Origin of the sequence: Dialister sp., assembly GCF_047832375.1 — a bacterium.
GTDB lineage: Bacteria > Bacillota > Negativicutes > Veillonellales > Dialisteraceae > Dialister.
The window spans coordinates 1,622,027-1,634,936 of sequence record NZ_CP181256.1; the positions used below are offsets into that span (position 1 = coordinate 1,622,027).

8 protein-coding genes are annotated in these 12,910 nt (G+C 50.8%); 2 read left to right on the top strand and 6 right to left on the bottom strand.

All coding sequences use genetic code 11. The annotated features are described in order from the left end of the window. Positions 1–335 precede the first annotated feature (335 nt). Positions 336–1,826, bottom strand: coding sequence for an ISNCY family transposase (locus ACFWUL_RS06535; RefSeq protein WP_416176766.1), 1,491 nt, complete (start codon positions 1,824–1,826; stop codon positions 336–338). Between the two features lie 409 nt (positions 1,827–2,235). Between ACFWUL_RS06535 and ACFWUL_RS06540 the strand changes: the two genes are divergently transcribed. Continuing rightward, positions 2,236–4,008 carry a DUF4127 family protein gene (locus tag ACFWUL_RS06540; protein ID WP_416176767.1) on the top strand — a complete coding sequence of 591 codons (1,773 nt, stop codon included), beginning with the start codon at positions 2,236–2,238 and terminating at the stop codon, positions 4,006–4,008. Between the two features lie 337 nt (positions 4,009–4,345). Here the strand turns inward: ACFWUL_RS06540 and recN are convergent, their stop codons facing one another. Both recN and argR read right to left on the bottom strand, forming a co-directional pair. After that, the gene (gene recN / locus ACFWUL_RS06545) at positions 4,346–6,010 is read right to left on the bottom strand and encodes a DNA repair protein RecN (RefSeq protein WP_416176768.1); all 1,665 of its coding nucleotides are present in this window, start codon (positions 6,008–6,010) and stop codon (positions 4,346–4,348) included. Between the two features lie 12 nt (positions 6,011–6,022). After that, positions 6,023–6,478 carry an arginine repressor gene (gene argR / locus ACFWUL_RS06550; RefSeq protein ID WP_297023921.1) on the bottom strand — a complete coding sequence of 152 codons (456 nt, stop codon included), beginning with the start codon at positions 6,476–6,478 and terminating at the stop codon, positions 6,023–6,025. Positions 6,479–6,757: 279 nt separating this feature from the next. Here argR and ACFWUL_RS06555 point away from each other — a divergent pair, with 279 nt between their 5' ends. After that, entirely contained in the window at positions 6,758–7,252 is a 495-nt protein-coding gene (locus tag ACFWUL_RS06555) for an S-adenosylmethionine decarboxylase family protein (protein WP_297023924.1), read from the top strand. Between the two features lie 427 nt (positions 7,253–7,679). On the opposite strand, the gene pheT is transcribed toward ACFWUL_RS06555, so the two are convergent. From pheT to ACFWUL_RS06570, 3 genes are all read right to left on the bottom strand, one after another. Next, positions 7,680–10,151 carry a phenylalanine--tRNA ligase subunit beta gene (gene pheT, locus ACFWUL_RS06560; protein WP_416176769.1) on the bottom strand — a complete coding sequence of 824 codons (2,472 nt, stop codon included), beginning with the start codon at positions 10,149–10,151 and terminating at the stop codon, positions 7,680–7,682. A gap of 19 nt (positions 10,152–10,170) precedes the next feature. Continuing rightward, a complete protein-coding gene (gene pheS, locus ACFWUL_RS06565; RefSeq protein ID WP_297023948.1) occupies positions 10,171–11,184 on the bottom strand; it encodes a phenylalanine--tRNA ligase subunit alpha in 1,014 nt (337 codons plus the stop codon). 642 nt (positions 11,185–11,826) lie between these two features. Further along, a complete protein-coding gene (locus ACFWUL_RS06570; protein ID WP_416176725.1) occupies positions 11,827–12,900 on the bottom strand; it encodes an IS630 family transposase in 1,074 nt (357 codons plus the stop codon). Positions 12,901–12,910 lie beyond the last annotated feature (10 nt).

Consider the following 12,910-nt stretch of genomic DNA (forward strand, 5'->3'; position numbering starts at 1 on the left):
AACAGTTTTATTGTATCAGCAGTTCCCCCTGTATCTCAAGGGGCAGTGAACAACCTATGTGTCCAACTGATTGCTCACACCTATAAACGAGACTAATGGTTGTGGGTTGGGCGCCATTTGACTGGTCCAACCACTGCGCACCGGTGAATGAGCGAAGCGACGTTCACTTACTACCGTTAGCTCCATTCATACATATGGGCAAATGCAAGTGGGGTACAAGTGGCAAATACAAGTTTCCCCACTGCCTGTCAAGCATTTTTGAAAATGTCCCGAGAATTGTCATTTAATAGCCCCGCAATAGTGGGGCTATTTTGAGTGGTTAGGCCAGTATGTTACTAAAATATGTTACGCGATGCAAGTTCTTCTGGATCTTGTCTGGAATGATGCGGTCTTGTAAGGACGTAATGACGGAAAGATGCCTGCTTCCATGGGTGACTCATCGGTGGAATCCAGTGTTTCTGAGGCTTTGGTTTGGTATAGTCAGCATCAAGCTCAGGAGATTTCTTCTGGCGCAAAGGGATGGCTTCCAGCGCGTAGATACTGGTATCGTTAACACTGCAGTAGAGTTCGCCGTTGAAAGCCCGTATGACTAGTACTTTGGTTCCGCTGGCATAATGCACCTGATGGCCTTCTGAATCAAGCATACGATAGTACTGACGCTGGAAACGGATGCAGTGGCCTCTGTCTACCGTACGGCCTGTAAGTACAGCCAGTATCAGGTTGATCCTCTCATCTGACGGTTGCGTCACAAAAGCTGATTTGGTACTATTGGGAGGAAGTGCAAACTTCGCATTGAATTCTTTTAGGTAGGACTTGAGGAATTCATTGGCGTCTGCAATAGTCGTGATGCCTGCCTGTCTCAGCTCAATCGGCAGGCGCGACTGCAGCGTCTCATTGAGCCGCTCAACCCGGCCTTTGGCCTGTGGTACGCTGCTTGACTCAAGGTGTATCCCCAGTTGCCTGCAAGCGTAACCGAACTGCGTATAGGTATCCTCGTCGATGGACGGGGATCCTTTTTGTTTGTAAATGAACACAGTGCGTTTATCCGTGAAGATTTCCACAGGGATTCCGTAATCTTTGAGAGTCTGCCAGAGGACATGGTAATAGCCGTTCAGGGTCTCCTGGGTGTCAAAATAGCCGCCAGTCACGATGCCAGTAGCATCATCAATGAAGAGGTGGAGATGCCAGATCTTCCCGGGAACCCATTCATATGGAGTGGCATCACCCTGCAGCTGTTCCCCAAAGTAAGCATGCCGTGGACGCCGGCTGTGGGCATCTTCAGCAGCCACAAGATTGACTTGTATTTCCATCTGCTTTTTCTTGGATTTCGTGTTGCTTTTCATTGCTTCCAATTTTCTCCTGATCCGTTTTCTTTTGGCCCGTGTAGCCTTAGGAGAGAGAATAAAGGCTGCCTCAAGAATGGAGGCTACAGAGGAAACGGAGACATGGATATTCTCATGTCTGTCCAGAAGTTCGGTAAAGTGGGTAAAATTGGCGCCATAGTACTCATTCTGGTAAAGGGCCACAATTTTTTCTCTGAGTGAGGCTGGAAGTGTTGTTACGGGCTGTCTACCCCTGTTCCCGTGGACAAATGCTGCTTTACCTTCCTGACGATAGCGCAGGATTAACCGGTTCACGGTGCGGACAGTGCACCCCAGCCGGACAGCTGCTGCGAGCTTGTTGCCATCTGGATGATTAACAAGAGATTTGATTGTTTCATATTTGAACTGCTCGTCCATCGTTAATTCAACCTTTCTGATAAAAATTCCTCCCATCACTTGCGTTAAGATTGTGATGAGATTATACCATGACTGGGACATTTTCATTTGTGGTTACTTGAGACAATATCACTTGTGGTTCATAGTGGCAAATACAAGTTTCCCCACTGCCTTTAGACCCATTCATGGGTATGATATAATAAAGATTATTGAGTACAAAAAGAACAGTCCATCATCTACTGTTTCTAAGGAAGCACTGATTAAATCGTTGTCAGATTTTATTCTTGGATTTTTATGCAATGCGAGGAATAATTCGACGCGAATAGCGAGCTATTTAAGGCAGCAGTCCTGCATAGGACTGCTGAGCCAAGGTAAGTTGGCGCTTTCTCTGCACATAAAAGCGCCTTCCTTTTATCCTTGGCCGGATTATGACGAAGCAGTGCATAAAAATCTTTATGAAATCTGACTCTGCGATTTAATCAGCGCTTCCTTAAACCATAAAGGGAGGGATATACCATTGCGTTTCCATAAAAAAATCTGTGCCCTGGCAGCAGCGGCCTTTCTATCCGCCTTTGCGTCCACCGTATCTGCCAGGACGATTCTTCTTGTTCCCCAGGATGACCGGCCGGTCAGTCTGGACTATACGGTAAATACAGCTGAAAGAGCCGGATATACGGTACTGACACCGCCAAGAGCCTACCTTTCGGGGAAGAATTTCCGGGGCAGCCCTGACCTCATCTGGCATTGGGTGGAGCAGAACATGGTCCGTGCCGATGCGGCTGTCCTTTCCACAGATACCCTGATTTACGGCGGTCTCGTGGATTCCAGAAAACACAATGAACCCCTTTCTACACTCATGGCCAGGGAAAATAAAATCCGTACCCTCCATGCCCAGTATCCGAAGATTCCTATTTACGGATTCGGCACCATCATGCGGACTCCCTATGCCTCCAGCGGCGGCGTAGAACCCTACTACTACAGCAAATACGGCAATGACCTGTACCGGCTCTCCGGGCTTCAGGATAAGATGGATGCCGGAAAAATTACCCCCGACGAAACGGCAGAACTCCTGTCCCTGAAGCTGTCCATTCCCTCCGAATACCTGCAGGACTGGTTCAAACGGCGTACAAAAAACAACACCATAAACCGTATGCTCATCAAAGATACGAAGAGCGGCGTCTTTACCTATTACAGTGAAGGCCACGATGACAACAGCAAGAATTCCCAGTCCACCCTGGAATCCCGGTACCTTGCAATAGATGCCAAAGGATTGCCGGAAAGCCGGTACGGTTCCTTCCCCGGCGCCGACCAGCTGGCGCTCCTCCTCATCGCCCGCTACCACGACGATGTGAACCACCTGAAACCATCGTTCTCCGTCATTTACCCCCTGGGCCGGGCAGAAAATACGGTACCCAGCTATGAAAACCAGTCCATTGGGAAGACCATCAGCGAACATATCACCGCTGTCGGCGGCGTCATGGCAGGCAAAAATGTGCCGGACATCGTGCTGGCTGTCAATACACCCATCGCCTCCACCGGCGAGTCGGGACAGTTCAGCAACTTCGGCATGATGAAACAGAGCACCACGGATTTCATGAATGAGGTCAAAAGTGTGATTGGCCGGGGTATCCCTGTGTCCATGGTGGATGTATACTTCGCCAATGGTTCCGACAATACCCTTATGAACCTCATGATTAAAGACGACCTGCTCTACAAAGTAGCCGCTTACAACGGCTGGAATACGGCATCCAACACCATCGGCTACGCCATCGCCCAGGCCATCCTGGCGCCGAAGATGTCGGAAGCAGACCACAGGAATATGCTTACCGAGCAGTACATCGATAACTGGGCTTACCAGGCAAACGTCCGGAAAAATATCACTCGCATGACTGAGTTGGAAACGAACAGCACCACCCCAAATGCTGCCATAAAGCAGGAAATGATTGCGGAAATCCAGGAATTTGCGAAAAAGAAAATGGGCCTTGACCCGGCCACGGTATCTGCCGACTTCCCCTGGAACCGGCTCTTTGAAATCAATGCCCTCGTTTCCACAAAGCCAAAGTACCCCGTATACCTTACCAGAGCAGAACAGCAGCGGATAGCGGAAGAAAAGGCAAAGGCCGAAGCAGAGGCCAAAGCGAAGGCAGAAGCGGAAGCAAAGAAAAAAGCGGGCCAGCAGGCAGCATCCGCCGGACAGCCCGCACCGACGGACCAGGCTGCCCCTGACCAGGGGACTGATGCCCCATCCGATGACGGCGGTGACATCTCAACGATTGTAATCAATAAGTGAATAAGCTTCGCTGGATAGGGGGCTTAAGTGACTTAAGTGACTTAAGTGACTTAAGTGACTAAGGTGGCTGAGGGGGCTCTCGCTGAAGTCGCTCTGCTTGTGCTTCGCCATACCCCCAATTCCTTCGAGGCCACCCCTCCACCGCTGACGCGGTTCCCCTCCCCTCTAAAGAGGCGAGGTTGGGTATTTAACAGCGAAACCGCCATCGGATATAAACCGCTGAAGGCTGGCCTGCTCAAGGCCCAAGTCTGAAGGCTCAAATCACCGCCCCATTCATACGCCTATTCACCCACGCAAAAAACGCCATGAAAAGAACTTTCCTTTTCATGGCGTTTTCTTATACACCTTTCACTTTCTTCTTCATTTCCGCCGCCGACTTCAGGGCACTTTCTGAGCTGTCGCTGCCGGAAATCATGAGGGCTATATCCCGGAGATGTTCCTCCGGATCCAGGAGTACCGCCTTTGTAGCCGTCCGCCCCTTGGATACGGTCTTCACGATCTTGTAGTGCCTGTCTGCAGCGCAGGCGGTCTGGGGCAGATGGGTAATGCAGAGGACCTGGATAGAATGGGACAGGAGGGCAATTTTCCTGGCCACCTGGAGACCCACTTTACCGCTGATGCCCACATCGATTTCATCGAATATGAGCGTCTGCTGCCGGAGAAGGTTGGAAATCACCATCTCAATGGACAGGGCAATCCTCGATATTTCACCGCCGGAAGCAGTATCCTTCATGCTGCGGAGTGGTTCCCCCAGATTGGCGGAAAAGTAGAATTCCATTTCCGCCGCCCCATTGGGAAGGGGCGTCTTCTGGGGCAGGAGATGCAGTTTCATCCTGGCGTTTTCCATGCCCATGTCCTTCAGGGAAGCCACTACTTTCTCCAGAATGGTTTCAGAAGACCGGATCCGCGCCGCATTGAGGACTTCTGCCTTTTTCATGAGCGTTTCCGTGAGGTCCTCATAATTTTTCTGGAGTGCTTTATTGTCGTAGATAATTTCCTTCAGGGAATCGTATTCCTTCTGTGCCTTCTCTGCGTAAGAAAGGACATCGGACAGTTCCGGTCCATACTTCCGTTTCAGTTCCTGGATCACTTCATTCCTGTCCTGCAGGGCTGCCAGATCTTCTTCCGAAAAATCGCTGGTGGACAGGTAATCTTCCATGCTGCTCACCGCATCTTCCAGTGCAAAAGAAGCACTGCGGACCGATTCGAGGACTGGATTCAGGGTCTCGTCGTACCGGGACGCCGTGGACAGTTCCTTATCCGCCTCCGCCATGGCATCCTGGGGTCCCCCGTCAGCGGTAATGGTATCCAGGGCATTATGGATGGAGCGGATGATTTTTTCATGGTTCTGGAGGACCTGAAGCTTCCGCTCCACTTCCTCGTCCTCTCCCTCCTGGAGACCGGCCTCACGGATCTGGTTCAATTCCCATTCGAGTATGTCCAGCCGCCGTTCCCGTTCCTGCTTCCGCTCCTTGTAATCTTCCATGGCATCCTTCAGCTTTTTCCATTCCCCATAGGATTCACGGTAAGACTGATAGGCCTTTGCTGCCTCTTCGGTACCGGAATCCACCATCCGTTCACAGAAGGGAATAGACAGGAGTTCCATATTATCATTCTGTTCATGGAGGCGGACCAGTTTCTTTCCCAGTTTCTGCAGCTGCTTCACGGTACAGAAATTACCGTTGATCGTGCAGAGTCCCCTCCCGGAACGGTTCAGCTTCCGGGAAAGGATGACCTGGCTCCCCTCTCCTTCAAGGCCCTCTTCCCGGAGCTCTTCCACCGTTTTCTTGTCCGCGTAGAAGACTCCTTCCACCTTGAAGAAATCGGCCCCCGTGCGGATGAGGTCCGTCCGGGCTCTTCGCCCCGTAAGCACGGCCAGCGCATCGATAAGAATGGATTTCCCTGCCCCCGTTTCACCGGTAAAGACAGTGACCCCCGAGCCGAATTCTATGACCGTATCCTCAATGATGGCAAAATTGACGATATGCAGACTTTGAAGCATGGCTCCCCCTCATCAGGACTTCAGCATGCCCTGGATCCGTTCAAGAAGCACTGGTACATCTTCCGGCTTCCTCAGGATGATGAGAACCGTATCATCCCCTGCCAGGGTGCCAATAATGACATCGTTCTTGGAATGGTCAATGGCGAAGGCCACGGAAGACGCGGATCCCGGAATCGTATGAAGTACCACCATATTCATGGCAGAATCGATCTTCACCACCGCCTCCTGGAACAGGATGGCCGTATGGCTCTTAGACATGACGCTCTGTTTCTCATTGGACAGGGCATACCGGTAATGGCCATTCTTATAGGGGATTTTAATGAGCATGAGATCCTTGATATCCCGGGACACCGTAGCCTGGGTTACGGCGATGCCCTCCTTCCGGAGAGCCGCCGCCAGCTCCTCCTGGGTCTCAATGACCTGGTTCTGGATGATTTCCTTAATTTTCATGACTCTATATCGTTTCATGGAACTGCTCCTTTTGAAATATAAATATGCATAATTGGAATAAAATCATTGTATATTTTCTCAATTCTATAGCATTTTCGCCGTTTGGTCAATTGATTTCCTGCATAAAAATAAATATTATTCAATTAAACGGCTAATTCTTGCAATTCTCCGATTATTTATTCATCATCTGCAGCAAGAAGTCGATCTGATGCAAATGGATTGCATTAAAGTTAATGCATAAAAAGGGGAACTCTGTTATAATGAGGAAAACATATTAATCAAAGAGGGACATTCAGTATGGATAATTACATCGGAAAACATTTACTCATTGACTGCTATAACTGTGACTCCGACAATATGGAATCACCCCAGAAAGTACAGGCCGCCATCCACGATGCTGCTGACAAGATTGGAATGGTGGTAAACGACACCTTCTACCTGGACGGAGAAGATGAAATCATTGCTGCTGCCTACGGCCCGAAATCCCACATCTGCATCCACTCCTACCCCAAGTTGGGGTATGCAGCCGTAGACATCTACAGCTTCGACCAGGACCTGAAGCCAGCCCGCACCATGGCGGTCCTCCGGGCTTCCCTGCATCCGGAAAAAATCCGGGCCACCTCCGTGAAACGGGGCAACATCAATCCGGACATGAAGCCAAATATCAAGTCCAAGTCCACTACGCTCCACAAGTTCAAGAATACAAGAAACCAGATGAAAAACGCCGGCCAGAAAGTGGCGAATTATATGCGCCATAAAAATGAAAAACGGGATACCCTGGGACCGGAGTAAGAATGACGAAAGCCGTGAAAGAAAAATCTTTCACGGCTTTTTATGTGAATGAGCGTCGTACGGACGGATGGGGCTTTGAGCCTTCAGCAGGACGGGTCCTTCAGGCCTGGTGGATGTATGGATGTGTGTGCGTAGGAACAGGCGGGGCTTCCAGATATTAGCTTTCAGAAAAACCAGCCCGCCTGCGGCGCTTCCTTCACCATTTCTCAGTCCATTGGCCCTTTATCCCTATGTGCCCTCTCCCCCTGTGCATGCAGGCCCATAGAGAAATGGCGCGCCAAAGGCGCAGAATGGATTGATGGATGTGCCGCAGGCTGGTCACATTTCCCAGGAGCTGGAAGCCCCATCCGTTCAAACGACATTTAGACATATTTCCACAGCAAAAAACCTCCTGCAGAGACAGGAGGTTTTCGCGTATTTCGAAGTCTTACGCTCTCAGCGTAATGCCTTCTTTATCCAATGCTTTCACGATGTTCTCGATCCAGCCGTCCACTTCTTTATCTGTCAGGGTACGGTCTTCCGCACGGAATGTGAGGTTATAGGCCATGCTCTTATAGCCTTCCTTCACCTGTTCGCCCTGGTAGAGGTCGAAGAGTCGGAGGAGTTCCAGATGTTTGCCGCCGGCCTTACGGATGATGGCTTCCACTTCATCGTTGGTCAGTTTCGCCGGCACCAGGAGGGAGAGGTCCCGGGTGGATGCCGGGAATTTTGGGATTCTGGTGTAATCGATGGTTTCATCCATGATAGACATCACATGGGGCATGAAGATAACGAAGCCGTAGACTTCTCTCTTGATATCCCACTTGTCCAGTACCGCCGGATGGAGCTGGCCGAAGGACATGAGGACCTTGCCGTCTTTCACGAAGTCCGCGGAAATACCGGGGTGGAATACGGGGTACGTGGATCGGCGGATTTCGTAGTCCCTTACGCCCAGGGCGGAGAGTACGTCTTCCATAATAGCCTTCACGTCGAAGAAATCATATTTTCTTCCTTTGTTCGGGTAGCCCGCTTCTTCAGGGCTTCCACAGAGGAGGCCGGAGAAGAGGAGGTATTCATAGGGCAGCTCTTTCAGGGGCAGTTCCCTGGGCTGATATACGTGGCCGGACTCGAAGACCGCCACTTCGTCGTTCTTCTGGGACAGGTTGTACACCAGGGTATGCATGAGGCCCGGGAGAAGGGTGGTCCGCATATCCGGATATTCTTCGGAAATGGGGTTCATAATGGGAATGGCATTGTACACCTTGTGTCCCCAGGGGAAATTCAGCTTTTCCAGGTCCTTGGGATCCATAAAGCTGTAGTTCACCACTTCCGACAGACCGTCAGCTACAAGGGCATCGGTGACCCGGAAAATGGCGTCCTGGTCAGTGGTCATGGCGCCTTTGGCGATGGCGCTCCAGGGGGTGGTGATGGGGATATTCTTATAGCCGTACACCCGTGCCACTTCTTCTGCCAGATCCGGCATGCCCTCCAGGTCCAGACGGAATTCCGGTACTGTAACCGTGAGGTTTCCATTGTCCTCGTCCACCTTGAAATAGAGGTCTTCCAGGATTTGGATCATCTGGTCCTTCGGCATGCTGATGCCGATGTATTTATTGATTTTATCTACTGTAGTTTTAATGATCTGGGGTTCTGCCTTTACGGGGTATTCATCCAGCATACCTTTAGCAGTGGTAGCAGCGCCTTCGTCTTCCAGAATCTGGCAGATCCGGTTGATGGCCATTTCCGTGCGGGCCGGGTTGATGCCCTTTTCATAGCGGCCGGAAGCTTCACTGCGGAGGCCCAGGCGGCGGGATGTACGGCGGATAGAAGCAGAATCAAAGACCGCTGCTTCCAGGAAGACATTCTTTGTGTTTTCAGTAACTTCCGAATCCAGTCCTCCCATGACACCGGCTACGCAGGCTGCCTTGTCATCACCATCGGCAATGACCAGATCCGCCGGAGTGAGATCCCGTTCCTGTCCGTCCAGGGTTACCATGGTTTCCCCTTCATGGGCGAAACGGCAGGTCAGGGAATGGCCGGCTACCTTGTCGTAGTCATAGGTATGAAGAGGCTGGCCGATTTCCAGCATCACGTAGTTTGCCGCATCCACTACATTATTGATAGGACGGATGCCGTTGCTGCGGAGACGGTTCTCGATCCATTCCGGGGACCGGCCGATCTTCACGTTTTCCAGGAGCCGGCCGCAGAACCGTTTGCAGAACTTCGGATTATCGATATGGACAGAAGCCCTTCCTTCAATGGGAGCCCCTTCTTCTTTCACTCTGATTTCCGGAAGGGTTACTTTCCGCCGGAAAATAGCGCCGGTTTCCAGAGCCATGCCGATCATGCTGAAGCAGTCCGCCCGGTTTGCGGTGAGTTCCATTTCATAGACCACATCGTCCAGGTCGTAAAGCTTATGGATATCCTCTCCCACCGGTGTATCTTCCGGAAGAATGAGGATGCCCTCTTTATTGAGGCTGGGGAACAGGTTATCATCCATGCCCAGTTCGCCAAGGGAGCACATCATGCCGGCGGACTTTACACCCCGAAGTTTTCCAGCCTTGATTTTGATATCCCCGTAACGGAGGCCGCCGGGAGCTTTGTTATCATGGGCTGCCGGCACATGGGCACCGTGAAGGGCACAGGGAACGCTCTGTCCCACCTTCACATTGGAAGCGCTGGTGACAATCTGAACCGGTTCTTCCTCTCCCACATCCAGCTGGCAAATGAGGAGGTGGTCAGCGTCAGGATGTTTTTCCACGGACAGGATTCTGCCTGTCACCACACCCTTGATGCCGCTGCCCGGGCGAATGACATGCTCCACAGGGATGCCGTCCACCGTCAGGGTTTCCGCCATGTCATCGGGATTCATGCCTGTAATATCGACTAAGGTGCTTAACCATTTCAAAGATACGTTCATCTATGTATTCTCCCTTCCATTAGAACTGCTTCAGGAACCGCACGTCATTTTCATAGAAATTACGGAGGTCATCAATTCCATAAAGCAGCATGGCGATACGTTCAATACCCATGCCGAAAGCAAAGCCGCTCACCTTTTCCGGATCGTAGCCATTAAGCTTCAGCACCATGGGATGGACCATGCCGCATCCCAGGATTTCCAGCCAGTCCGGATCTCCGTCTTCCTCACCGGTCCTGGCGGCAAAGGAAATATCCACTTCCGCCGACGGTTCGGTGAATGGGAAATAGCTGGCCCGGAAACGGATCTTCGTATCAGAGCCGAAGAGGTCCTTCAGGAAGATTTCCAGTGTCCCCTTGAGGTCTGCAAAGCTGATGTCCTTATCCACCACAAGGCCTTCGACCTGATGGAATACGGGAGAATGGGTGGCATCGTTATCCCAGCGGAATACCTTGCCCGGCGCAATCATGCGGATCGGGGAATTGGGAGTATGCTTCCGAAGAGTTCTTGCCTGTACCGGAGAGGTGTGGGTACGGAGAAGAATTTCCGGCGTAATGTAGAAGGAATCCTGCATATCCCTCGCCGGATGGTCCTTCGGCAGGTTCAGGCATTCGAAATTGTAGTAATCCTGCTCGATTTCCGGTCCCTCTTCTACAGAGTAACCCATACGGATGAAGGACTTCATGATTTCCCGGAGCGCCTTGTCCAGGGGATGGAGATGGCCGATCTTCTGGTGACGGGCAGGAAGGGTGATATCCACGGTTTCGTGCTTGATTTTCTCTTCCAGCCGTTTGGCCTTCAGTTCTTCCATCTTGGCGGCCAGCGCCTCTTCCAGATCAGTCCTTACCTGGTTTGCGAGAGCACCGATTACCGGCCGCTGGGCAGCAGACAGGTCCTTCATACCCCGGAGTATAGCGGTGAGCCGGCCCTTCTTGCCCAGGAAAGAAACGCGGGTATCCTGGAGAGCCTTTTCATCCGAGGAAGCAGCGATTTTCTCCTTCGCGTCGGCCTCCAGGGATTCCAGATCACCTTTCATAAAAGAAACGATTTTATTCCGTACTTCCTCTGCCAGGCCGTCCAGCGCCTTTTTGTCATCGCCATCCAGCTTCTTCATATCGTTCAGGAAACCGGCGAGCTTTCCCTTCACCGATTCATAGGCTTCCTGCTTCCTGCTGTCATCACTGCAGATTGTAAGCATTTCCTGAGCTTTGGCTTTCAGCTCATCCAACTTATTGTCCATTACTGTACCTCCTGTATATTCTACAAGTCCCGTTATGCCTTGGTGAAATCGGGAAATAAAAAAAAGACCCCGCCCCGAAGGGGCGAAGTCATATCCGCGGTACCACCCTGATTTGTACTCAAAAGCCATAACGCAGCCCTGCGTCCGACCTACTCCGTTCAGCCGGCAGCTCAGAAGTGAACTAAGCTCACCCGATTCTTTCCGGTGTTCCACTATCGCCGGATCCCTGCGTAGAATCAAAAGAAAGCTCTTTCTTCCTCATTGCTTCATGTATAGGACTATTTTAAAATCTCCCATGATATTTGTCAATGGGGAAATAAAGAGGCTGCTGAGTGCACGTGCGAACGGCTGAAGCCTTGAGCCTTGAGCCTTGAGCTCATCAGCCTGCGGCGCTTATGTGGTTGAGTTTGCGTGCGAACGTATGGGGGCTTCTAGTGTCTAATTTCGTAAGTTTCCGATTGTATCCCTAAGTTGCGAACCCTTGACCTCACGTTTTTTCCAGCGGAACGGTTCTGCATGCTCATTGTAGGCAGCAATAAACTTTTTAATCGCTGACACAAGATCCGAAACAGAGTCAAAACTTGCCCCTCGGAGCACTTTTCGCGACATAATGTTAAACCATATTTCCACTTCATTCAGCCAGCTTGCTGACGTTGGTGTGTAATGAAAATGGACATTAGGATGCTTTTCCAGCCAGTCGTTTAAGCGCTTGTGCGTGCAGTAATTATCGACAATAATATGATATTGCACTTTGTCTCCACCCGGCTCACTTTTCAATAAGTCATCTAAAAATTCTTCAAAGTCCTCTCTGGTTTTTCTCTTTGTTGTCTTTCCATAAATTTGTCCGGTAGCTACCTCCAGTGCACCGAATAAATTTATTGTTCCATTCCTCCGATATGTGCTTTTCAACCCGCGCACAATTTTCTTGTTATGAGTAAGTACATATCCTTGGGCTCTACTTAAGGCCTGTATCGATGGTTTCTCATCAACGCTGATTACGACAGCATTCTCTGGCGGGTTCAAGTAAAGTCCCACGATATCAGCAGACTTTTTAGTAAACTCCGGATCAGTACTGACACACCAGGAACGCTGCCTTGCCAGCTGTATTCCTTCCTTTCTCATAAGTCGCCAAATGGCAGCCTTTGAGACATTCAGAACTCTTGCCAGTGTAGGACCATCCCAGTGTGCTAGCCCGTCTGGAGGCGCTTCCTTCAGCTTATTTAACACCATTTCGCGGAATTCCGGTCCATATTGAGCAGTACGGCCCCGCCTTTTCTTATCCTGTAGTCCAGGGATGCCCTGTTCAGCGAAACGATTCCGCCAAAGGCTAACGGTATTGGGGCGTTCCCCCAACTTAGCCGCGATATCCTTGATTTGCATTCCATCAAGACATAGAAGAACCATTTTTGCACGTCTTACAATGCGATGCTCTGTTTTTTGAGAGTTTACGATTTTATGCAGTTCTATGCGTTCGCTTTCGGAGCAGCGTATTTGCTTAGCAACTTTTGGCATAACGTTATCC